At 66.7% G+C, this 21,497-nt stretch carries 17 protein-coding genes; 15 read left to right on the top strand and 2 right to left on the bottom strand.

The window, feature by feature from the left end; genetic code table 11:
• The first annotated feature begins 186 nt into the window (after positions 1–186).
• The 13 genes from ccmA (at position 187) to DOM45_RS07010 (ending at position 14,919) form a co-directional block, all read left to right on the top strand.
• Positions 187–822, top strand: a complete 636-nt coding sequence (gene ccmA, locus DOM45_RS07070; protein WP_425353327.1) for a cytochrome c biogenesis heme-transporting ATPase CcmA — start codon at positions 187–189, stop codon at positions 820–822.
• A complete protein-coding gene (gene ccmB, locus DOM45_RS07065; protein ID WP_110598880.1) occupies positions 819–1,541 on the top strand; it encodes a heme exporter protein CcmB in 723 nt (240 codons plus the stop codon). Before ccmA ends, ccmB begins: the two co-directional genes overlap by 4 nt.
• Positions 1,542–1,593: 52 nt before the next feature.
• A complete protein-coding gene (locus DOM45_RS07060; RefSeq protein WP_110598878.1) occupies positions 1,594–2,325 on the top strand; it encodes a heme ABC transporter permease in 732 nt (243 codons plus the stop codon).
• A 57-nt stretch (positions 2,326–2,382) separates the two neighbouring features.
• Positions 2,383–2,562, top strand: a complete 180-nt coding sequence (gene ccmD, locus DOM45_RS07055) for a heme exporter protein CcmD (protein ID WP_110598876.1) — start codon at positions 2,383–2,385, stop codon at positions 2,560–2,562.
• A complete protein-coding gene (gene ccmE / locus DOM45_RS07050) occupies positions 2,559–3,014 on the top strand; it encodes a cytochrome c maturation protein CcmE (protein WP_110598874.1) in 456 nt (151 codons plus the stop codon). The genes ccmD and ccmE overlap by 4 nt, the downstream gene beginning before the upstream one ends.
• Before the next feature lie 33 nt (positions 3,015–3,047).
• Entirely contained in the window at positions 3,048–5,105 is a 2,058-nt protein-coding gene (locus tag DOM45_RS07045; RefSeq protein ID WP_110598873.1) for a heme lyase CcmF/NrfE family subunit, read from the top strand.
• On the top strand, positions 5,102–5,632 hold the full coding sequence (locus tag DOM45_RS07040) for a DsbE family thiol:disulfide interchange protein (protein WP_110598871.1): 531 nt from the start codon (positions 5,102–5,104) through the stop codon (positions 5,630–5,632). Before DOM45_RS07045 ends, DOM45_RS07040 begins: the two co-directional genes overlap by 4 nt.
• Positions 5,620–6,150, top strand: coding sequence for a cytochrome c-type biogenesis protein (locus DOM45_RS07035; RefSeq protein WP_110598869.1), 531 nt, complete (start codon positions 5,620–5,622; stop codon positions 6,148–6,150). Before DOM45_RS07040 ends, DOM45_RS07035 begins: the two co-directional genes overlap by 13 nt.
• Positions 6,147–7,430 carry a c-type cytochrome biogenesis protein CcmI gene (ccmI, locus tag DOM45_RS07030; protein ID WP_110598868.1) on the top strand — a complete coding sequence of 428 codons (1,284 nt, stop codon included), beginning with the start codon at positions 6,147–6,149 and terminating at the stop codon, positions 7,428–7,430. The genes DOM45_RS07035 and ccmI overlap by 4 nt, the downstream gene beginning before the upstream one ends.
• Positions 7,431–7,507: 77 nt before the next feature.
• Positions 7,508–11,011, top strand: a complete 3,504-nt coding sequence (smc, locus tag DOM45_RS07025) for a chromosome segregation protein SMC (protein WP_110598866.1) — start codon at positions 7,508–7,510, stop codon at positions 11,009–11,011.
• 209 nt (positions 11,012–11,220) lie between these two features.
• The gene (zipA, locus tag DOM45_RS07020) at positions 11,221–12,459 is read left to right on the top strand and encodes a cell division protein ZipA (protein WP_110598864.1); all 1,239 of its coding nucleotides are present in this window, start codon (positions 11,221–11,223) and stop codon (positions 12,457–12,459) included.
• Between the two features lie 157 nt (positions 12,460–12,616).
• On the top strand, positions 12,617–14,653 hold the full coding sequence (gene ligA, locus DOM45_RS07015) for an NAD-dependent DNA ligase LigA (RefSeq protein ID WP_110598862.1): 2,037 nt from the start codon (positions 12,617–12,619) through the stop codon (positions 14,651–14,653).
• Complete coding sequence (locus DOM45_RS07010; RefSeq protein WP_110598861.1) at positions 14,650–14,919, top strand: YheU family protein; 270 nt, start codon at positions 14,650–14,652, stop codon at positions 14,917–14,919. Before ligA ends, DOM45_RS07010 begins: the two co-directional genes overlap by 4 nt.
• 104 nt (positions 14,920–15,023) lie before the next feature.
• On the opposite strand, the gene DOM45_RS07005 is transcribed toward DOM45_RS07010, so the two are convergent.
• Positions 15,024–16,337 (bottom strand): 2-hydroxycarboxylate transporter family protein, encoded by a 1,314-nt coding sequence (locus DOM45_RS07005; protein ID WP_110598859.1) that lies wholly within the window; start codon positions 16,335–16,337, stop codon positions 15,024–15,026.
• A 345-nt stretch (positions 16,338–16,682) separates the two neighbouring features.
• Between DOM45_RS07005 and DOM45_RS07000 the strand changes: the two genes are divergently transcribed.
• A complete protein-coding gene (locus tag DOM45_RS07000; RefSeq protein ID WP_110598856.1) occupies positions 16,683–18,284 on the top strand; it encodes an ATP-binding protein in 1,602 nt (533 codons plus the stop codon).
• Positions 18,285–18,287: 3 nt separating this feature from the next.
• Complete coding sequence (locus DOM45_RS06995; RefSeq protein WP_110598853.1) at positions 18,288–19,019, top strand: response regulator; 732 nt, start codon at positions 18,288–18,290, stop codon at positions 19,017–19,019.
• Positions 19,020–19,391: 372 nt separating this feature from the next.
• On the opposite strand, the gene mnmC is transcribed toward DOM45_RS06995, so the two are convergent.
• On the bottom strand, positions 19,392–21,413 hold the full coding sequence (mnmC, locus tag DOM45_RS06990) for a bifunctional tRNA (5-methylaminomethyl-2-thiouridine)(34)-methyltransferase MnmC2/FAD-dependent 5-carboxymethylaminomethyl-2-thiouridine(34) oxidoreductase MnmC1 (protein ID WP_110598851.1): 2,022 nt from the start codon (positions 21,411–21,413) through the stop codon (positions 19,392–19,394).
• Between the last annotated feature and the right edge of the window lie 84 nt (positions 21,414–21,497).

Genomic DNA, 21,497 nt, shown 5'->3' with positions numbered 1-21,497 from the left:
GTCTTCTCCCGAGGTGGTATCGCCATCATAGCAAGGCAAGCGACGGCGGCAAGCCGATAACCGCCCGGGATGTCACCGAGCAACGACGTTCCTGGCCGAGTGTGGCGAGCTCTTGGGCCTTCGGTGTAGAGTGGCGCCTGCCGTGGCCGGCGCCAGCGGCGAAACCTGTCCGGATCGCGAGGTCGCATGGCGGTGAAGGTGTCACTGCGGGCCAGTCGGCTCGCCTGCGAGCGGGATGACCGCTGGCTGTTTCGAGCGCTCGACCTGCGGGTCGAGGACGGCGATATCCTGCGTATCGAGGGGGCCAATGGCAGCGGCAAGACGACGCTGCTCAAGCTGCTGACCGGGCAGTTGCCGCCGACCGAAGGGCGCATCGAGTGGCATGGCGAGCCGCTGGCCAGATCCCGCGAGGCCTTTCTGTCGCAGCTTCTCTATGTCGGCCACGCCCCGGGCGTCTCGGCGGCGCTCACCGCCCAGGAGAACCTCGCCTGGGCTGCTGCCATGGCTGGCGTCAGGGCGCCGGTTCCCGATCTCGAACGGGCTCTCGAGGCCGTGGGGCTGGCGGGCTTCGAGGATATTCCGGCGCGACAGCTCTCCGCCGGTCAGCGGCGGCGCATCGCCCTGGCACGGCTCGAGCTGGTTCCCCGCCCGCTGTGGATTCTCGACGAACCCTTCACTGCCATCGATCGCGAGGGCGTCGCCTGGCTGGAGCGTCGGCTGGTCGCGCACGGTGACGCAGGGGGCGCGGTCGTCATGACCACACACCATACTTTTCACGCTAACGGTCGTGTAGACTCGCTGCTATTGGGAGAGGCCGCATGAGCGCGAATTCGGGCGGTTCGACGACCGGGCGCGGCGAGGAAATCGGCCTGTGGGCCGGTTGCGTCGCCCAGGTTCGGCGCGAGCTGAAGATCGCGCGGCGGCGCGGCGGCGATCTGGTCAACCCGTTGATGTTTCTGGCGCTGGTGGTGGTGCTGTTCCCGTTGGGGATATCGCCCGAGCCGGACCTGCTGGCCAGCGTCGCCCCCGGACTGCTGTGGGTGGCGGCGCTGCTCGCCATGCTGCTGTCGCTGGACGGCCTGTTCCGTGGCGACCACGAGGATGGCAGCCTCGAGCAGATGCTGCTTTCACCGCTGCCACTGCCTGTGCTCTGTCTGGCCAAGGTCGTCGTTCACTGGCTGTTGACCGGGCTGCCGCTGGCACTCTGCGCGCCACTGCTCGGCGTGCTGCTGGCGCTGCCGGGGGCGGGCTATCTGGCGCTGATGCTGTCGCTCGCGCTGGGGACGGCGACGCTCAGCCTGATCGGCGCGATCGGCGCCGCCTTGACCGTCGGCTTGCCGCGCGGTGGGGTGCTGCTCTCCCTGCTGGTGCTACCGCTCTACATCCCGGTGCTGATCTTCGGTGCCGGCGCGGTGAAGGCGGCCATCGAGGGCGGGATGGCAGGGCCGGCGCTGGCGTTGTTGGGGGCGCTGCTGGCGCTGGCCTTGGCCGCGGCGCCATTCGCGATAGCCGGCGGCCTGCGGATCAGTGTGAACGGCTAGCGAGATCGGCTGCAGTGGGACGAGGCTCGGCAAGGACATGGTGATATAGCGCATGTGGACATTCGTGCACAAACTGGGCTCCCCCAAGTGGAGCTATGCGATCTGCGGCCGGCTGCAGCCCTTCTTCTGGGTCGCCGCGCTGATCCTGCTGCCGATCGGCACGGTCTGGTCGCTGGCGATATCGCCCCCCGATTACCAGATGGGTGACAGCTACCGCATCATCTATGTGCACGTGCCCTCGGCGATCCTGGCCCAGAGCGTGTTCGTCGCCATGGCCCTGGCTTCCGCGGTATTCCTGATCTGGAAGATCAAGGTCGCCGACATGGCCGCCAGCGTGATGGCACCGTTCGGCGCGGCGATGACCGCCCTGGGCTTGTTCAGCGGTTCGCTGTGGGGCGTGCCGACCTGGGGCACCTGGTGGACCTGGGATGCGCGGCTGACCTCGATGCTGATCCAGCTGTTTCTCTACATCGGCGTGATCGCGCTGCGCGGCGCCTTTGGCCGCGGCGACCAGGGTGCCAAGGCGGTGGCGGTGCTGACGCTGGTGGGGGTGGTCAACATCCCGATCATCAAATACTCAGTGGTGTGGTGGAACACGCTGCACCAGCCGGCCACGTTCAGCCTGACCGAGCGGCCGGCGATGCCGGCCAGCATGTGGATGCCGCTACTGGTGATGGTACTGGGGTTCTACGCCTTGTTCATCGCCCTGACACTGTACCGACTGCGCAACGAGCTGATCCGCCGCGAATCGCGGGCTCGCTGGGTACAGGCGCTGGCCGACTGACAACTCGGATCGACAGGGCGACGCCTACCCTGCCGGCATCAATCAACGGAACGTGACATGGCTTTCGATTCATTCGCCGCCTTCCTGACCATGGGCGGTTATGCCAAATACGTCTGGCCTGCCTGGGGCCTGGCGGCGCTGATCGTCGTGGGGTTCATCCTGTGGGCCAGGCTCGAGCGGCGCCAGCTCATGCAGACGCTGAAGCGACGCCAGCGCCGCGAGGCACGCCCCTCATGAGGGCCAAACGTCAACGCCGGCTGATCATCGTGGTCGGGCTGGTGGCGCTGGTCGCCGTCGCGGTGGGGCTCACCCTCTACGCGCTGCGCGCCAACATCAACCTGTTCTTCACGCCATCACAGATTGCCGCCGGCGAAGCGCCCCACGGCCGCACCATGCGCCTCGGCGGCGTGGTCGAGAAAGACAGCGTCGAGCGCGAAAGCGACTCGCTGGAGGTCACCTTCCGGGTCACCGATTTCGCCAAGGACGTCGAAGTCCGTTACGACGATATCCTGCCCGACCTCTTCCGGGAGGGGCAGGGCGTGGTGGTGATCGGCCAGCTTGACGACGCTGGCGAGTTCATCGCCCAGCAGGTGCTGGCCAAGCACGATGAGACCTACATGCCGCCCGAGGTCGCCGAGGCGCTGAAGGCCACCGGCAATTTGCCGGACGGCAGCGTACCGTCCTCTTGAGACGCTGCCTCGTCAAACGTTGCGAGTGACACCATGTTGATTCGAATTCTGCCCGAGCTGGGACACTTCGCGCTGATTCTGGCGCTCGCCATGGCCGTGCTGCAGGCGATCGTGCCGCTCTGGGGCGCCGCCACCCGGCGCCCGCTGTGGATGGCGTTCGCCCAGCCCATGGCCTGGGGCCAGTTCCTCTTTCTGGTCCTCGCGTATCTCAGTCTGACTGCGAGCTTCGCGCTGGATGATTTCAGCGTCGCCTACGTCGCCAACAACTCCAACTCGCTGCTGCCGTGGTACTACAAGCTGAGTGCGGTGTGGGGCAGCCACGAGGGGTCGGTACTGCTATGGGTGCTGATCCTGAGCGGCTGGAGCTTCGCCGTCAGCCTCTTCTCCCAGCGTCTGCCGCGCGACATGCTGGCTCGCGTGCTCGGGGTGATGGGCTGGATCAGCAGCGGCTTTCTGCTGTTCATTCTGCTGACGTCCAACCCGTTCGAGCGCCTGCTGCCCAACGTGCCGACGGACGGCGCCGATCTCAATCCGCTGTTGCAGGATTTCGGTCTGATCGTGCACCCGCCGATGCTCTACATGGGGTATGTCGGTTTTTCGGTGGTGTTCGCCTTCGCCATGGCGGCGCTGCTCGGTGGCAGGCTCGACGCCGCCTGGACGCGCTGGGCACGACCCTGGACCAACGTCGCCTGGGCGTTTCTCACCGTGGGGATCGCGCTGGGCAGCTGGTGGGCCTACTACGAGCTGGGCTGGGGCGGCTGGTGGTTCTGGGACCCTGTCGAGAACGCCTCGCTGCTGCCGTGGCTGGCCGGCACCGCCTTGATCCATTCGCTGGCGGTGACGGAAAAGCGCGGCACCTTCAAGAACTGGACGGTGCTGCTGGCGATCTTCACCTTCTCGCTGTCGCTGCTGGGCACCTTCCTGGTGCGCTCGGGGGTGTTGACCTCGGTCCACGCCTTCGCCAACGACCCCTCTCGCGGGACGTTCATCCTGGCGCTTCTCGGCGTCACCGTGGGCCTGTCGCTGGCGATCTTCGCGCTGCGTGCTCCCCGGGTTCAATCCCTTGCGGGCTTTGGCTGGCTGTCGCGGGACTCGCTGCTGCTGATCAACAATATTCTGCTGGTGGTGATGACCGTCACGGTGCTGCTCGGCACGATCTATCCGCTGCTGCTGGATGCGCTGGGCCTGGGCAAGATCAGCGTGGGGCCGCCCTATTTCAACGCGCTGTTCGTGCCACTGACGGCGCTGCTCTGCCTGTTCATGGGGCTCGGGCCGCTGGCCCGCTGGAAGCGCATGCCGGGCCGGGAGCTCGCCCGGCGCCTGGGTGGAGCGGCCATCGTCGCGGTGGTGGTCGCTGCAGTTTTGCCGCTTCTCTACGGCGGTAGCTTCAGTCTTGGGGTCACGCTGGGCTTGCTGCTGGCGCTGTGGCTGGCGCTGTCGTTGGCGCGGGATATCTTTGATAAAGCCCGCCGCGGGCGCTTCGATAAAACCCGCCGCGGGCGCCCCGACCGGAGCCGCCGCGGTCGGCTGGGCGGTCTGAAGAAACTGACGCTGGCCTACTGGGGCATGGTGGTGGGGCATCTGGGGCTGGCGGTGACCATCGTCGGCGTGGCGATGGTGTCGCACTACAACGTCGAGCGGAACGTGCGGCTGGCGCCGGGGCAGAGCGTCGAGGTGGGCGGATATCAGTTCGCGATGACCGACTTTCGGGAGCGGCGCGGTCCCAACTACACCGCGGATACCGCCACCATCGAGGTGACCCGGCCCGGACGCGCGAGTTTCACGATGCAGCCCGAGAAGCGTTTCTATGTCGCCAGCGGCATGCCGATGACCGATGTCGCGCTGCGTCCGGGGCTGTTCAGCGACCTCTACGTGGCGCTGGGGGAGAGGCTCGACAATGGCGACTGGTCGCTGCGGATTCAGCTCAAACCGTTCGTGCGCTGGCTGTGGCTGGGGGCCCTGATGATGGCGGCGGGCGGTATTCTTGCCGTCATCGATCGTCGCTATCGCCGGATGCCGAGGCGCTCCGCGGCCTTGCGCACGCACGAATCGATCCCGCCCGGCACCGGGGCGAGGGAGGGGATCTCATGAGACGTCGCCTGCTGCTGTTGATACCGCTGTTGCTGTTCGCCGTGCTGGTGGTATTCCTCTATCGCGGCTTGGCCAAGGATCCCGCGGCGCGGGATTCGGCGCTGCTGGCCAGAGAGTTCCCGGCGTTCAACCTGGCCACGCTGGATGATCCCGATCGCACGCTGGACCGCTCGCTGCTCGAAGGCCAGGTGACCCTGGTCAATGTCTGGGGCGAGTGGTGCCCGACCTGCAAGCAGGAGATGCCGCAGTTGCTGGCGCTGGCCGAGCGCGGCGTGCGTCTGGTCGGCGTCGACTACAAGGACACGCGGGAGAACGGATTGCAGTTCCTGGACGAGTTCGGCAATCCGTTCGAGGTCTCGCTGTTCGATCCGGACGGCACGCTCGGTTTCGATCTTGGCGTCTACGGCGCGCCGGAGAGTTTCCTGGTCGACGCCGAAGGGGTCATTCGCTACCACCACACCGGCTATATCACGCCGCAGGATGTCGAGGACGTGATCCTCCCCGAGGTGAAAAAATGGCAGCCATGACCCGCCGACTCCTGCTGATCTGCCTGCTGCCGATCGTCGTCCTGGCGGGTACCAAGGCTTTCGCGGCCATCGAGGTGCAGGATTTCGACGACCCCGCCTTGATGCAGCGCTACGAGGATCTGACCACCCGGCTGCGCTGCCCCAAGTGCCAGAACGAATCGATCGGCGCCTCGAACTCGCCGATCGCTGCGGACATGCGCGCGCGGGTCGCCGCGCTGCTGCGCGATGGCCAGAGCGACCGGCAGATCGAGAACGCCATGGTCAGTCGCTTCGGCGATTACGCCCTCTACGATCCGCGGCTGGAGGCGCGCACCTGGCTGCTGTGGGGCTTGCCCTTCGGCCTGGTGGCGATCGGCGCCGGCGTGGTGGCCGGCTTCGTCTTGCGCCGGCGTCGGCTGGAGGATCGCGAATCGGGCAGCGTCGGTCTGGACGAACACGAGAGACGCCGGCTCGAGGCGCTGACGTCGCGCCACGCCGCCGGCTCGCACGGCCGCCGCAATGACGGGGAAGCCCCATGATCCCATTATGGACAGGTATCGTCGCGCTGCTGTTGCTGAGTCTGTGGCTGCTGTGGCTGCCGCTGCGTCGCGCCGCCGGTTTGCGGGATGCGCTGATGACGTTCGAGGCCGACGATCGTAACAATGCCGAGAACCTGGCGATCTATCGCCAACGGTTGGCTGCGCTGGAAGCGGCGCTGGCGGAGGGCGAGATCGACCGGGAGCGCTTCGCCGAGGACCGCCTGGAACTCGACCGGCGGCTTCTGGAGGATGCCGGCAGCACCGGTCGACGGCCGCTGCGACGCGTCCAGGCCGGCCGTTGGCTGCTGCCGCTCGTGGCCGTCTTGGTGATCGCCGGCACGCTGCTGTTCTACGATCAGACCGGCGATCGCCGCGATCTGGCGCTCTATCAGGTCATCCAGTCGCTGACCCATGCGCCGCCGGAGACGCGTCTTGCCGCCCTGGAAGCCGAGGCTCGGCGCCAGGACGACAACCCCAAGGCGTGGGCCGAGCTGTTTCCGCGCTATCGCGACAGCGGCCAGTTCGACAAGGCGATCATGACGCTCGAACGACTGATCGCGCTGCAGGGACGCCAGCCGGCGCTGCTCGCCCAGCTGGCGCAGATGAAGTTCTTCGCCGCCCACCGCACGCTGACCGGTGAGGTCCAGGCGCTGGTCGACGAGACGCTGAAGCTCGATCCGCGCCAGCCGACAGTGCTCGGCATGCTCGGCATCGATGCCTTCGATCACGCCCGCTACCCGCAGGCGATCGACTACTGGCGCCGCGCCATGGCCGGCTATCAGGATGCCGAGTCGGGTCAGGCGTTGCGCAAGGTGATCGCCGTTGCCCAGCAGCGCCTGGCCGCGACCCGGGAAACGCCTGCCGAGACGCTGGGTGCGACACCGGACGAAACGTCGGCAGCAGCGCCGACCTCGGCTGCCGCCGTCGCGGGGCAACCCTCGCTGCAGGTCGACCTGACGTTGTCGCCGTCGTTGCAGGGGCGGCTAGCGGCCGATACCCCGGTCTTCCTGGTGGCGCGAGACGTCGATGGCAACCGGCCGCCGCTGGCGATCGCACAGACGACGCTGGGCGCCTTGCCACGGACGCTGACGCTGAGCGACGCCCAGGCGATGACCGCCAGCGCGCGCCTCTCCCAGGCCGACCGCGTCGATCTGGTGGCGCGCGTCTCGGCGACCGGCCAGGCAACCCCGCAATCCGGCGATCTGTATGGCCGGCTCGACGGCGTCGAGGTGGCCGGTTCGGCGACGTTGGCGCTGGATATCGATCACGCAGTGCCTTAGGCTCTGCCGAAACCCGTGGCGGGTTGCCTTCGTCGGCGATCCGCCACCCACTCGGTTTTCGGAGCTCTCTTTTCCGCATGCGCCTCAAGTCCATCAAGCTGGCCGGCTTCAAGTCGTTCGTCGATCCGGTCACGGTGCCGTTCGACAGCAACATGACCGCCATCGTCGGACCCAACGGCTGCGGCAAGTCCAACGTCATCGATGCGGTGCGCTGGGTGATGGGGGAGTCCTCCGCCAAGACCCTGCGCGGCGAATCGATGACCGATGTCATCTTCAACGGCTCCACCGGTCGCTCTCCCATCGGTCAGGCCTCCATCGAACTGGTCTTCGACAATCGCGATGGCGAACTCGGCGGCGCCTACGCCGGATACAACGAGATCGCGGTCAAGCGCCTGGTGACCCGCGAGGCGCAATCCAGCTATTTCCTCAACGGCCAGAAATGCCGTCGGCGCGATATTGCCGATATCTTCCTCGGCACCGGCCTCGGGCCGCGCTCCTACGCGATCATCGGCCAGGGCATGATCTCCCGGCTCGTCGAAGCCCGCCCGGAAGAGCTGCGCAATACGCTGGAGGAAGCGGCGGGGATCTCGAAGTACAAGGAGCGTCGACGGGAGACCGAAAACCGCCTGCGGCGGACCCAGGAGAATCTCGAGCGGCTCGACGACATTCGCGAGGAGCTCGACAAGCAGCTCGAACGGCTCAAGCGCCAGGCGGAGGCCGCCAAGCGCTACCGCACGCTGAAAGCCGAGGAGCATCGCCTGCGCGGCGAGCTGGCGGTGCTGCGCGAACGCGCCCTGCGCAGCCAGCAGCGCGAGGAAGAAGCCCGGGTTCGCGACTGCGAGATCCAGGTCGAGCGCGAGATTCTCGGCCAGCGCCAGTGCGAGACGCGGCTGGCGGAGGGCCGGGAAACCCACGACGCCGTGGCCGCCGAGCTGGAATCTCACCAGGCCGCGTTCTACCAGACCGGCGCAGACATTGCCCGGCTGGAGCAGTCGCTCGAGCACGCCCGGCAGCGGCAGCAGCAGCTCTCCGGTGACCTGGAGAGTGCGCAGCGGGAGCGGGACGCCCTGGCCCAGCTGATCGCCCAGGACGAGGAGCGCCGCGGCGAGTGGGACATCCGGCTCGAGACGCTGCTCCCCGAGATCGAGATGGCCGACGAGGCGCTGCTGACGCTGGAGATGCAGCTCGAGGAGGCGGAGCACTCGGCGCAGGCGTGCCAGCAGCAGTGGGAGGCGTTCAGCGAGCAGGATCGTGATGCCCGCCACCGGGCCGAGCGCGAGCAGGAGAGCATCCAGCGCCTCGAGCGTCAGCTCGAGGAGCTGACCCGCGAGCTGGAGCGCCGCCGGCAGCAGCGATCGGAACTGCCGGACGTCGACGATCTCGACAATGAGAAAGCCTCGCTGCAGGAAGCGCTGGCCGTGCTGGACGAGCGGCAGCAGACGCTGGAGATTCGCCGCGAGGAGCGCCAGGGCTCCCGGGAGCGTGCCCGCGCAGGCCAGGCCGAGGCACAGGCGGCCAGGGACAAAGAGCGCGAGCGCCAGCACCGCTGCCAGGGCGAGGTGGCGTCGCTCGAGGCGCTGATCGAGGCGGCCCTCAACGATGACGACGCCAGCCTGGCCCAACACCTTGCCGATCACCCGCTGGGGAGGGCGCCACGAGTCGCCGAGAGTCTGGAGGTCACGACCGGCTGGGAGCGCACCGTCGCCTGGGTGCTCGGGCCCTGGCTGAAGGCGCGCCTGGCCGAGCCGGAATCCGCCCGCGAGCCGCTGGCATCACTGGCGAGCGGGGAGCTGCCGGTGGTGTCGCTCCAGGCCACGGCGAGCGCGCCCGCCGAATCGCTGGGTGCCCGGGTCAAGGGGGCGGGGGCGCTGGCGACACTGCTGGCGTCGATTCACTGCGCCGACGACGTGACAGCCGCGTGGCGGATCGCGGCCGATCTTGGCCCGGGTCAGAGCGTGATCACCCGGGACGGTCTGTGGCTGGGGCACGGCTGGGCCCGGCGACTCGGTCGCGACGACGCCAACGCGGATAGCGTGCTGCTGCAGCGGCAACGCCGCGACGTACTGGTCGAGGAGCTCGCCGCGCTCGACGCCACCCTGGTCGAGCGCGATTCGCAGATCGCCCAGTGGCAGGCCGAGATCGATGGCTGCGAGGCGGCGCTGGAATCGCTGCGCCATGAGGAGCGGGAGCTGGCCGACCAGCGTCAGGCGCAGTCGACCCGGCTGGCAGCGTTGGATAGCCGGCTCGAGCATGTCGCTTCCCGGCTGCGGGAGTTCGAAGCGGAGCAGGCGCAGAGCCAGGAGCGCCACGCGACACAGCGGCTTGAGCTCGAAGCCGCACGGGAGCGTTGGCAGCAGGCGCTCGACCGGGTCGAAGCCAACGCTGCCGAGCGCGAAGCGCTGCAGACGGCGCGCGAGCAGAGCCAGGCGCGGCTGGGGGAGTTGCGTCAGCAACAGCGGCAGACGCATCAGACCCAGCAGCAGTTGGCGCTCGAACGCCAGCGTCTGGAGGCGCAGCGCGGCGAGCTTCAGCAACAGGTCGAGCGCAGCCGCGGCCAGCTCTCCCGCCTCGACGAACGCTGCGAGTGGCTTCGTGAGCAGCGGGAGACGCTTCACGAACCCGGTGAGGATCAGCGTGAACGTCTGGAGCGGTTGCTCGAGACGCGCTCCCAGCAGGAGTCCACGCTCGACCGCTGCCGGGAGCGGGCCAACCAGATCGGCGAGACGTTACGCCAGGCCGAGATCGACCGTCAGCAGCACGAGCGCAATCTCGAAGGGCTCCGCCAGCGGCTGCAGGAGGCGCGGATGCAGGTTCAGGCCTTGACGCTGAAGGCCGATGCCCAGCGGGAGACGCTGGCGGAGCAGCAGCAGGATGAGCAGACGCTGCAGGAGAACCTCGATCCCAATGCCACGGAATCGGCCTGGCAGACCCGCCTGGAGGAGACCGGCGAGCGCATCCGCCGCCTCGGAGCCATCAACCTGGCGGCGATCGAGGAGTACGAGCAGCAGAGCGAGCGGCGCGACTATCTCGAGGCCCAGCACGCCGAATTGAGCGAGGCGATCGAGACGCTGGAGCGTGCGATCAAGCGCATCGACCAGGAGACCAGGACCCGTTTCAAGCAGACTTTCGAGGAAGTGAATCGCGGCCTGATGGCACTTTTTCCCAGAGTCTTCGGTGGCGGGGCCGCATGGTTGACCCTCACGGGGGAGGATTTGCTGGAGACGGGGGTGGCGATCATGGCACGGCCGCCGGGCAAGAAAAACAGCACCATTCATTTGCTGTCCGGGGGAGAAAAAGCGCTGACGGCGCTGTCTTTGGTATTCGCCATCTTCCAGCTCAATCCTGCCCCTTTTTGCATGCTCGACGAGGTAGACGCTCCCCTCGACGATGCGAACGTGGGGCGTTACGCGAAACTGGTCAAGGAAATGTCCGAGAGCGTGCAGTTCATCTTCATCACCCATAACAAAATCGCGATGGAAGCCGCCGAACGGTTGATGGGAGTCACGATGCAGGAGCCGGGCGTCTCGCGTCTGGTATCCGTGGGTGTGGATGAAGCAGCGTCGATGGCGGAGGCGTCCTGAAGTTGGCAAAAATAGCCAAACCGGCTAACGGCGTAATAGGATGTTCGACATCGAAGGGAATTGAAGGGTGATTGCTGATGGGCAAAACTTTGCTTGACAAAGAAAAAAAGTAGCCCATTTTTGACAAATCACGCTATGCTAGTGCCGACATGCCGAATGCATGTTGTCCTCTTCCAGCATAGTGGCACCGCGAACAGGCAAGACGACCCATGGAACTAAGAGAGTGGCTGATCATCCTGGGGCTGGTTTTGGTGGCGACCATCGTGATCGATGGCTTCCGTCGCCTACAGCGCCAACGTCGAGTTCCACGCCTAGATCAGGCGATGGGAGATAATGGAGTCGACGACGGATCCGAGGCGGATCCGGAACAGGCGGCCCGCGAGGCCGAGGTCAACTGGGAATTGCCCAATGGAGGGGCACGTGTCCTGCGTCCGGCGACGTTCGAGCGCAGCGGCGACGGTTCGGAACCGGTCAGACCCACCGAGCCCAAGCGACAGGAGCGGATCCCGGAAGAGAAGCTGCAGAGCAGCATTCTCGACCGAGGTGCGCGGTCGTCGTTCGCCGACATGCAGCACAACGTCACGAACAATGTGAAGAGTGCCGTTCGCGCGGGTGCCAAGCGCGTCAGCGAATCCGCCCAGCGCCTGAGCCACAAGCGTGAGGATGCTCGGCGCGAGGCCGAGGAGAGCCGCGCGAGAACGTCGGCGCGGCACGAAGAGCCTCGCCTGGGGGGGAATGAAGTCGCCGGTGCCGAGACGCCCGACCGCCTGCAGATCACGGCGCTGGTGCCGCCCGGCGGTGCTCGGATGGCCGAGGAACCCGAGGCGCCCCAGCAGCAGGATCGTTCGCGGACCGCTGCCGTGCGTGGCGAGGACGAACTTGCCTCGGTGCCGGTGGAAGAGATCGAAGAGGCGCCACGCAGCGACGTCGTGACTCAACATCCCGCCGTCGAACGTGCCAAGCGCCACCATGTGAGCGCGGCGCGGGCCAGGGAAACCCTGGCGCACTCCGAGGAGATCATCGTCATCAGCGTGCTGGCGAGAACGGAAGCGGGCTTCGACGGTGCCGATCTGCTCAACCTGATGCTGGCCTGCGGTCTGCGCTTCAGCGAAATGGGCATCTTCCATCGCTACGAAACCGAAGCCGACGATAGCGAACTTCAGTTCTCGATGGTCAACGTCGTCAAGCCGGGGGTGTTCGACCTGGATAGCATGCAGGAGATCGTGACGCCGGGCGTGACCTTCCTGATGCCGCTCCCGGGCGCCAACGATACGGCCGCGGCCTTCGAGGCGATGCTGGAGACGGCGATGGTGCTGGTACGCAACCTGGGCGGCGAGCTGAAGGACGAGAATCACAGCGTGATGACCGCGCAGACGATCGAGTTCGCACGCCAGCGAGTGCAGGAGTTCGAGCGGCGTCATCGGCTCCATCGCTATCAGGCCAACTGACGCAGCCTGATACCGAACGCGGTAGCGGTATCGACGACGGGGCCTTCGGGCCCCGTCGTCGTTTCCGGCGTTCGCTGATGGGCGCCACTGCGGCAGCCGCGGCGGGCTTCCGCTACAATGCGTGTCACTTTTTTGAGCAGCGATCGAACCGAGCGCCATGAGCCAGATTCCCCCAGCGGTCCGCGAGCGGGCCAGTGCCCTGCGCCAGCAGTTGGATGACGCCAACTACCATTACTACGTCGAGGATTCGCCGCAGATCACCGACGCCGAATACGACAAGCTGCTGCGCGAGCTGCAGTCGCTGGAAGCCGATCATCCCGGCTTGGTCACGCCGGATTCCCCGACCCAGCGCGTCGGTGCGGCGCCTGCCGATCACTTCCGGGAAATCACCCACGCGGTGCCGATGCTGTCGCTCGACAACGCCTTCAATCAGGAGGAGCTGAGAGCCTTCGTCAAGCGCGCGGCCGACAAGCTCGAGCAGGATCCCGAATCGCTGGCGTTCTGCTGCGAACCCAAGCTCGACGGCCTGGCCGTGTCGCTGGTCTACGAGGACGGCCAACTGGTTCAGGGCGCGACGCGTGGCGACGGCCGTACCGGTGAGGATGTCACCCTCAATCTGCGCACGATTCACTCCATACCGCTCAAGCTACGCGGCAAGTCGGTGCCGTCGCTGATCGAAGTGCGTGGCGAAGTCTACATGCGTCACTCCGGCTTCGAGGCGATGAACGAGCGGGCGCGCGAAAGGGGCGACAAGGTCTTCGCCAATCCGCGCAATGCGGCCGCCGGCAGCCTTCGCCAACTGGACTCATCGATCGCGGCCCAGCGCCCGCTGGAGTTCTGCGCCTACCAGGTAGCGCGACTGGAGGGCGACGATGACGCCCAGTCCCATTCCGACTACCTGAAGCGCCTGCGGGCACTGGGCTTTCGAACCAGCCCGCTGCTGGACGTGGTGGAGGGCGCCAGCGGCGTCGTCGAATTCTGCGAGTCGCTGGGCAAGCGTCGCGAAGGGCTCGATTACGACATCGACGGTGCCGTGCTAAAGGTCGATGACCTGCGCGCGCAGCGCGAGCTGGGATTCGTCTCCCGCGCGCCACGCTGGGCCATTGCGTTCAAGTACCCCGCCCAGGAGCAGACCACGACGCTCAACGACGTGGCCTTCCAGGTCGGCCGGGTCGGCACGCTGACGCCGGTCGCCAAGCTGGAGCCGGTGCAGGTCGCCGGCGTCACCGTCTCCAACGCCACCCTGCACAACATGGACGAGATCGAACGTCTCGGCGTGCGTATCGGCGATACGGTGATCGTGCGCCGTGCCGGCGATGTGATCCCGCAGATCGTCGGGGTGGTCGAATCGCAGCGTCCGACTACGACCCGTGCCATCGAGATGCCCACCGCGTGTCCGGTCTGTGGCTCGCAGATCGAACGGCTCGAGGGCGAGGTTGCCGCGCGCTGTTCCGGCGGGCTGTTCTGCCCCGCGCAGCGCAAGGAAGCGCTCAAGCACTTCGCCAGCCGCCGCGCGTTGGATATCGATGGCCTCGGCGAGAAGCTGATCGACCTGCTGGTCGAGCGGGACTGGGTCAAGACGCCGGCCGATCTGTTCCGACTCCGGGCCGAGCGGCTGGCGGAGCTGCCCCGGTTGGCGGAGAAGTCCGCCAACAATCTCATCGCCTCGCTCGACGCTGCCAAGCGTACGACCCTGGCCAGGTTCGTCTACGCGATCGGGATTCGTGAAGTGGGCGAGGCGACCGCGGCAAGCCTGGCGCGTCACTTCGGCTCGCTGCAGGCGTTGCGCGACGCTTCGCTGGAAGCCTTGAAGGCGGTCGACGATGTCGGGCCGGTGGTGGCCCATCACATCCACACCTTCTTCCAGCAGCCCCATAACCAGGAGACGCTGGACGATCTGCGGGCGGTCGGCGTCAGTTGGGATGAGGTCGAGATGGCCGAGCGTCCGCAGCCGCTGGCGGGACAGACCTGGGTGCTGACCGGTAGTCTCGAGAGCATGACTCGGGACGAAGGCAAGGAGCGCCTGCAGGCGCTGGGCGCCAAGGTCGCCGGCAGCGTCTCCAAGAAGACCGCGACCGTCGTCGCCGGCCCCGGCGCCGGCAGCAAACTGGCCAAGGCCGAGGAACTGGAGGTCGAGGTGATCGACGAGGCGACGTTCATCGGGCGGCTGGAAGCGTGGGAGGCAGGCGCATGAGCGGACGCTTTATCGAGATTCCCCATCGCATGCTGCCGGCGGAGACGCTGGACGCACTGCTGGAGACGTTCGTCACCCGGCAGGGCTACGACACCACCGACGTGGCGACGGACATGCACGACTGGGTGCGTGACCTCAAGCGGCAGCTGGAGCGAGGCGAGCTGCTGATCGTCCACGACCTGCAGACCGAGAGCACCGAGGTGATGACCCTGGCTCAGTGGCGCAGTTTCGGTCGTGACCTCGCCGACGACGAAGAAGAGGGCTGAGCGTTCGTCGACACGCGGTTGGCACCCAGCGAAACGGCGCCCCCGTNNACGGGGGCGCCGTTTTACATGGCCATGCCGTCACCCGGCTGGCCTGAGCTGGCGGTTCAGGTAAAGAACAGCGGTACCACGATGCTGGAGATCAGCAGGATCAGCGCACCGCCGAGGCGTGAGGAGATCTGCGCGAACGGCATCAGTTGCATGCGCTTGGCGGCGGAGAGCACGGCGACGTCACCGGTGCCGCCCATGTTGGCCATGCACAGGCCGGCGGTGATGGCCGATTCGATCGGGTAGAAGCCGACCAGCTTGCCGACCAGGCCCGCGCCGAAGGCGGCACCCGCCACCACGGCAAAGACGATCATCACGTAGGTGATGGAGATCGCATCGATCACCTGGCCGAGGTCGGTGTAGGCGATGCCGATACCGAACAGCAGGGCGAAGGTCCAGTTCTTGGCGACGAACTGAAACCACTGTGCAGCGGCCTCGTTGATCGATTCCGGCACCACGTTGGCGATTTTGAGCACGGCAACCAGAATGATCATCAGCGCGTACGGATGCAGCGGAATGAATCCACCCAGGATTTCACCGGCGACGAAGAAGGTCAGGGCGGCGATGACGCCGATGCCCAGTTTGGAGAGATCCGGCTTGCTTTCGCGCTCTTCGATCTCGACGCCCGGCATCATCTGGCCGTTGCCGGTCAGGCTCGGCATCCGGTTGGCCAGGCCGTTGAGCAGGCCGGCAATGATGATGGCGAAGACGTTGCCCAGCGCCAGCGCCGGCACCAGGATCGAGATGTAGTAGCTGGCGGGCTGGCCCAGCAATTGCTCGTAGATCTGGCTCATCGGCACCGCACCGGCGCCCATGCCGCCGCCCATGATCGGCAGGGTGATGACCACGACCGCGTCCTGGGGCGAGAATCCCATGACCCAGCCGACGGCGATCGCGAACAGGGCGGCGAACAGCACGGCGCAGATCAGCGGCAGGGCGTAGCGCGAGCCGACCTTGACCAGCACGCGGGAGTCCATGCCCAGGATACTGCCGGTGATCAGCGCGGCGATGTAGAAGTTGAGGAAGCCACCGCTCTTCATGAACTGGGTCACGTTGTCGACGACACCGGTCGGCAGCCACTGGACGTAGACCAGCGTCGCTGCGCCGAAGATGGCCAGGATGGCGCCGCCACCCAGATAGCTCTTGACGATCGGCAGGCGGTCGCCGATGAATCCCATCAGTTCGCCCAGGATCATCATGACCAACAGGGCGCCGATCATGCCGGTGGGTATCGTGTCCGTCGCCATGGAGACGACGAGAACCCCGGCCGCGATGGCGAAGAGGGGAAAGGGAATGCCGAAGATCGGCGTCGACAGCCAGCTGTCTCGACGGCCGGAATCGGACGGCGCGGTTTGCGTCACGGTTGAAGTCATGGTTGGCTCCCCAAGGATTTTCGCCCAAAGGGCGGTAGGCGGTATTCTTGCCCCGATGAGCGGTACGCTGCCGAGGATAGAGGCCCCGAGGTGTCGACCAAGTTTTATGAAATTATTAAAGCCTTTAGAAACTATTGAAAGGTTTGGGGTGGTACGGGGCACACCCCCGGCCCGTAAGGTATACCACCATGGTCTAAACGGCGCTCGACCTTGGTCGATAGGCCGGCAGGCATGCTTTCCCGCCGGCGCCTCCAGCAAGGAGTGGGTAATGAATTCCGGATCGGACCGATGCGGCGGCCAGGTTGGCGTCATGGCCATACCACGTCAGTCCCCAGAGGGCGAGGCATGAAGCGGCTGCGTCTGAGTGCCCAGATATTCGTCCTGGTCGCCAGCATGATCGTGCTGACGCTCGGCGTCGCGCTGCTGCTTTTCAACTACCAGCTGCGTGCCAATCTGGAGGAGGCCCAGGGGGAGCGTGTGATGGGGCTCGCGGCGGTGCTGGCCGATCGCAACGATGTACGCTCCGCACTCATGGCCAGGCCCATCGTTCATGACCCCGACTCCGAGCTGCGGCGGCAGATCGAGGCACTGCGCAATCGGCTCGGCGTCGATTTCATCACCGTGATGGATCGGAACCATCTGCGCCTGACGCATCCCGACCCCGGCGAGGTCGGGCGTCATTTTCGCGGCGGCGACGAGGGGCCCGCGCTGGATGGCCAGTCCTACGTCTCCCGTTCGGAAGGTACCCTGGGTGTCAGCATCCGGGGTTTCTCGCCCATCCTCGATGGGCAGGGCGCGGTGATCGGTGCGGTCGCCACCGGGGTCACCCTGACCCGGGTCGGGCTGCTGCTGGCGGAGCGGCGTCAGGTACTGCTGCTGGGCATCGTGTTGCTGATGGTGGTCGGTGCCACGGGCGCCTGGTGTCTGGCACGGTACATCAAGCGGATCCTGCTGGGGTTCGAGCCCCACCAGATATCCCAGTGGGTCCAGCAGCGTCAGGCGATGCTGGCCTCGCTGCACGAGGGGGTGCTGGCGATCGATGGCGACTCGGTCATCACCATGGTCAATCCGGCCGCCGGCGAGTTGCTGGATCCGGCGGGCGCCGGCGACGGCTCAGGAATACCCGCAGCCACGCTCGGAGAGCTGTTCGACAGCGGCACGCCCGCGCTCAACCGGCGCTTGACGCTGAACGGTCGCGCCTTGATCGTCAACCGCGTGCCCATCCGCGGCGAGAGGGGCGCGGGGGGAAGCGTGGTGACGTTGCGGGACCGTAGCGAGGTCAACCGGCTGGCCGAGGAGTTGACCGGTGTCAGCCGTTACGCGCAGGCGCTGCGGGCTTCCACCCACGAGTTCAAGAACCGGCTGCACGTCATCCTCGGCCTGGTGCAATTGCGCGACCTGGGACGTCTGGAGCGTTATCTGCGTGAGCTCGACGACACCTTGATCGCGCCGGCCGCGGCGCGGGTCGCCGGGGTTCGGGACCCCGTGCTGGCGGGCTTTCTGCTGGCCAAGGGGAGCGAGGCGAGAGAGCGCCGGGTCGAACTCGATATCGACCTGCAGAGCGAAGTTCCGGCGCCAGACGAAAGCGAGGTCGTGCACCTCTTGGTGTCCATCATCGGCAATCTGCTGGAAAATGCCTTCGAGGCGGTCGCCGGTCGCGAGGTGCGCCAGGTGAGCCTGACCCTGGGTGTCGACGCCGGCGCGCTCTCGTTGCACGTGTCGGACAACGGCAGGGGCATGAGCGACAGCCAGCAGCAGCTTGCCATGGAGCAGGGCGTCTCTTCCAAGGGGGCGGGGCGAGGCTACGGGTTGGCCATGGTCAAGGCCCATGTGGAGTCGCTAGGTGGTACGCTGGCGCTCTATTCGACGCCGGGGCGCGGCACGCTGGTCGAGGTGACCGTGCCCTATGTGATGGACGTAATGCAGCTAACCGACGGAGTGACTTGATTCATGCGCGTGCTGGTCGTGGAAGACGATCCAATGGTGATGCGGCTCAACGTCGAGTTCCTCAACCGCATCGACGGCATCGATCTGGTCGCCCAGTGCGAGGATCTGCCGGCGGCGAGAGAGATTCTGGCGAGGGAGACCGTGGACCTGCTGCTGCTCGATGTCTATCTGCGCGAGCACAATGGCCTGTCGCTGGTGCGAGACCTGCGCCGCCAGGCCCGCGATATCCAGATCGTGCTGATCACGGCAGCCTCTGAAATGGAGACCGTGCGAGAGGCCAAACATCTGGGGGTCAGCGACTATCTGGTCAAGCCGTTCGAGTTCGAGCGCTTCAGGGAGGCCCTGACCCGCTGCCTGGACACGCACCAGCGGCTGTCCCGGCTGCCTGCTCGCGCCCATCAGCGTGATCTCGACGCGCTGTTTCGGCGGGAGGCGACCGCCATGCAACCGTCGCGCCCCGGCGATCTGCCCAAGGGCCTCACCGCCAACTCCCTGGCTCAGGTGGCCAGGGCCGTCGCCGAGCAGACGGGGGCGCCTTTCACTACCGAGACGCTGAGCGAAAATACCGGCATGTCACGGGTGTCGGTGCGGAAATATCTCAAGCACCTGGTGGATCGTGGCGTGCTCGAAGAGTCCTTCCACTACGGTCAGATCGGTCGCCCCTCCTTCACCTATCGCTGCCTCGATGGCGAGACGCTGGCCCTGCTGGGGGAGACCGGCGCCGCGACTCCTTGAGTGGGCGCTCACCGTAACGGGCCTCGGCCGTCGGTGAGATCGACGAGCGACGGTCAGGGCTAGGCCCGTTCCCGACGTGCCAACGCACTTCCCGCATCCTTGTGGGTCGCAAGGCAGATACCGGTGGCAAATTGCCAGGAGTGACGATCGGATCAGCGCCGCTGCACGAAGTGCGAACGAAGGCTGTCGAGAGTCAGAAGCGGATCGGGGCGCGCTCCCGTCGAAGCGGAGTCAATGCGCCTCTGATTCGCTGCACTCGCCCGTTGGGCCGCCATCAGGGCACTCTGGGCGCTGTCCAGCGAACCGATCGTGATGCCGTGGTAGCGAGGGCAGGCCTCTTTCAGGCCAAGTGTAGCCTGCCCGCCGCCCGGATCAGCGGCCTCGAATCAGATCGGCGATGATCCGCCGGCCGGGGTGCAGATGATCGATCAGCTCGCGCTCCAGAGGCATCGGTTCATCGTGGAGCCTGGAGGCGATCAGTTCGGCGCACAGCGGCGCGCTGACCATGCCCCGGGAGCCGTGTGCGGTGCTCATCCATAGCCCCGGGTAGTGGCGGCCCGGTTGGCTGAACGTACGCTTGGCGTCCTTGCCCAGGGCGGCGTAGTCCTGACGCCAGCGATCGAATTCGGGCAGCGGCCCGGCGTAGGGCGTCTTGTCCGGGCTGGCGGCGCGAACGCTGGCACGCCCGCCGCATGCCGCCGCAGAGCGATCCCCAACCGACTCCGCCAGCGCGGGGACCAGGCGCGCCAATTCATCGAGGTTGCATCGATGATCCGAGCTGCGCACCGTATCGTCGTCATCGTTGGGCGAAAAGGTCGCGCCGAAGGTCAGCCGTCCCTCGCGAGGCGGCATGACATAGCCTTGGGCGCAGAGAACGCGATCCAGCGCTGCTGCCTCCCCGGAGCCGTGGCCCGGTGCCAGCGCCAGCGTGGATATCTGACCCCGGACCGGCTGTATCGGCAGTCCGTCGAGCCAGTGGCGGCTGGCATGACCAGTGGCGAACACGACCTGATCGACATGAAGTGACTCTTGCCCCAGCGCCAGTCGCCAGCCGGCGTCCGTCTCCCGCAGTGAATCGAGCCTGGCCTGACGGACCTCGACCCCGGGTGTCGCGGCGAGATGGTGGCAGAGTGCGACGGGGTCGACCCAGCCCGCCAGTGGATAGTGCAGCGCATGCTGGTGAAGCGCCACACCGGCGAGTGTCGTCGCCAGCGAAGGGTCGCTGGCGGCAACGACGGCCAGCGGCAGCTGGTAATGGGCCAGGAAGCGTTGCTGGCGTTCGATGTCGCCGGCTTTTCCCGCCAGTTGCAGCAGTCCGCAATCCGACCACCAGCGGCGCCCCGGATCGAGACGCGCCAGCCAGCGCTGCGTGTAGAGCAGCGCTGCGAGATAGAACCGGCTCTGGAGGTTGGGCTCGATGGCCATCTTGACGTAGAGCGCGGCCTGGGGATTGCCGGAAGCGCCTGCCGCGATGCCCTCGCGGTCGATCAGGGTCACCTGGCTGCCCCGGCGCGCCAGTGCCGCCGCGACGCTGGTACCCGCGATGCCGGCGCCGATCACCGCCACATGGTCCGCCGGTCTGGGCGGCGGTGGCTGGAACCAGGGAGTGGCCGCTCTGGCCGAGGAACTCCGAGGCGCGCTCGGGGCGGCGGGATCATGCTCGCCCCGCAGCATCTCGCGCTTGCGACCGAATCCCGGCACCTTGCGCCAGCGAAAGCCCGCCGCGCTAAGGCCGCGGCGTACGAAACCGGCGCAGGTGAAGGTGGCGAAGGTGGCGCCCGGCCGACTGGCGGTGGCCATGGCCGTGAACAGTTCGGGTCGCCACATGTCGGGATTCTTCGAAGGCGCGAAGCCGTCGAGAAACCAGGCGTCCACCTGTCCGTCCAGGCGGTCGAGGCAATCGGCCGCATCGCCGAAGTGCAGATCCAGAATGACGCGGGCGTCCAACTGCAGGCGATGGACACCCGCCACCGCCGGTGGCCACTGCTCGAGCAGGGCAGCGGCCTGACGCGACAGCTGCGGCCAACTGCGCCAGGCGCGTGCCAGCGCCTCGCGGGTGAGCGGGTGCTTTTCGGTCGAGATCAGGTGCAGTCTTGCATCGGCGGGGGCGTGTTCGTCGAAACAGGTCCAGGCACACACCATGTTGAGCCCGGTGCCGAAGCCCGTCTCGCCGATCGTGAACGGGCGTCGCTCGCGCCAGGCCGCCAACCGCTGCGGCAGGTCGTTGTTGTCGATGAAGACGAAACGCGTCTCCTCGCGGCCATCCTGGCGCGAGAAATAGACATCATCGTAAGCGGTCGAGAACGGCGCTTCGACGTCGCCGTCGTCGGCCCGCCAGTCGAGCTCGGCATGTCGTATGGCCTGGCGATGAGAAGTGACCGGCTTGCCGTTCATGGTTTCCACGTCTGGGGATCATCGAACGACCCCTCGGGCAGGGGTCGATGGCGCGTTGTATGAAAATTGAACACTTTTCGCCAG

It is taken from the genome of Salinicola lusitanus (assembly GCF_003206045.1).
Classification (GTDB): domain Bacteria; phylum Pseudomonadota; class Gammaproteobacteria; order Pseudomonadales; family Halomonadaceae; genus Salinicola; species Salinicola lusitanus.
This window is presented reverse-complemented; position numbering and strand designations above follow the sequence as displayed.

Excerpts from the sequence above, each read along its gene's own strand:
- ccmA (WP_425353327.1), top strand. The coding sequence starts at position 187 with ATGGCGGTGAAGGTGTCACTGCGGGCCAGTCGGCTCGCCTGCGAGCGG.
- ccmB (WP_110598880.1), top strand. The coding sequence starts at position 819 with ATGAGCGCGAATTCGGGCGGTTCGACGACCGGGCGCGGCGAGGAAATC.
- DOM45_RS07060 (WP_110598878.1), top strand. The coding sequence starts at position 1,594 with ATGTGGACATTCGTGCACAAACTGGGCTCCCCCAAGTGGAGCTATGCG.
- ccmD (WP_110598876.1), top strand. The coding sequence starts at position 2,383 with ATGGCTTTCGATTCATTCGCCGCCTTCCTGACCATGGGCGGTTATGCC.
- ccmE (WP_110598874.1), top strand. The coding sequence starts at position 2,559 with ATGAGGGCCAAACGTCAACGCCGGCTGATCATCGTGGTCGGGCTGGTG.
- DOM45_RS07045 (WP_110598873.1), top strand. The coding sequence starts at position 3,048 with ATGTTGATTCGAATTCTGCCCGAGCTGGGACACTTCGCGCTGATTCTG.
- DOM45_RS07040 (WP_110598871.1), top strand. The coding sequence starts at position 5,102 with ATGAGACGTCGCCTGCTGCTGTTGATACCGCTGTTGCTGTTCGCCGTG.
- DOM45_RS07035 (WP_110598869.1), top strand. The coding sequence starts at position 5,620 with ATGGCAGCCATGACCCGCCGACTCCTGCTGATCTGCCTGCTGCCGATC.
- ccmI (WP_110598868.1), top strand. The coding sequence starts at position 6,147 with ATGATCCCATTATGGACAGGTATCGTCGCGCTGCTGTTGCTGAGTCTG.
- smc (WP_110598866.1), top strand. The coding sequence starts at position 7,508 with ATGCGCCTCAAGTCCATCAAGCTGGCCGGCTTCAAGTCGTTCGTCGAT.
- zipA (WP_110598864.1), top strand. The coding sequence starts at position 11,221 with ATGGAACTAAGAGAGTGGCTGATCATCCTGGGGCTGGTTTTGGTGGCG.
- ligA (WP_110598862.1), top strand. The coding sequence starts at position 12,617 with ATGAGCCAGATTCCCCCAGCGGTCCGCGAGCGGGCCAGTGCCCTGCGC.
- DOM45_RS07010 (WP_110598861.1), top strand. The coding sequence starts at position 14,650 with ATGAGCGGACGCTTTATCGAGATTCCCCATCGCATGCTGCCGGCGGAG.
- DOM45_RS07005 (WP_110598859.1), bottom strand. The coding sequence starts at position 16,337 with ATGACTTCAACCGTGACGCAAACCGCGCCGTCCGATTCCGGCCGTCGA.
- DOM45_RS07000 (WP_110598856.1), top strand. The coding sequence starts at position 16,683 with ATGAAGCGGCTGCGTCTGAGTGCCCAGATATTCGTCCTGGTCGCCAGC.
- DOM45_RS06995 (WP_110598853.1), top strand. The coding sequence starts at position 18,288 with ATGCGCGTGCTGGTCGTGGAAGACGATCCAATGGTGATGCGGCTCAAC.
- mnmC (WP_110598851.1), bottom strand. The coding sequence starts at position 21,413 with ATGAACGGCAAGCCGGTCACTTCTCATCGCCAGGCCATACGACATGCC.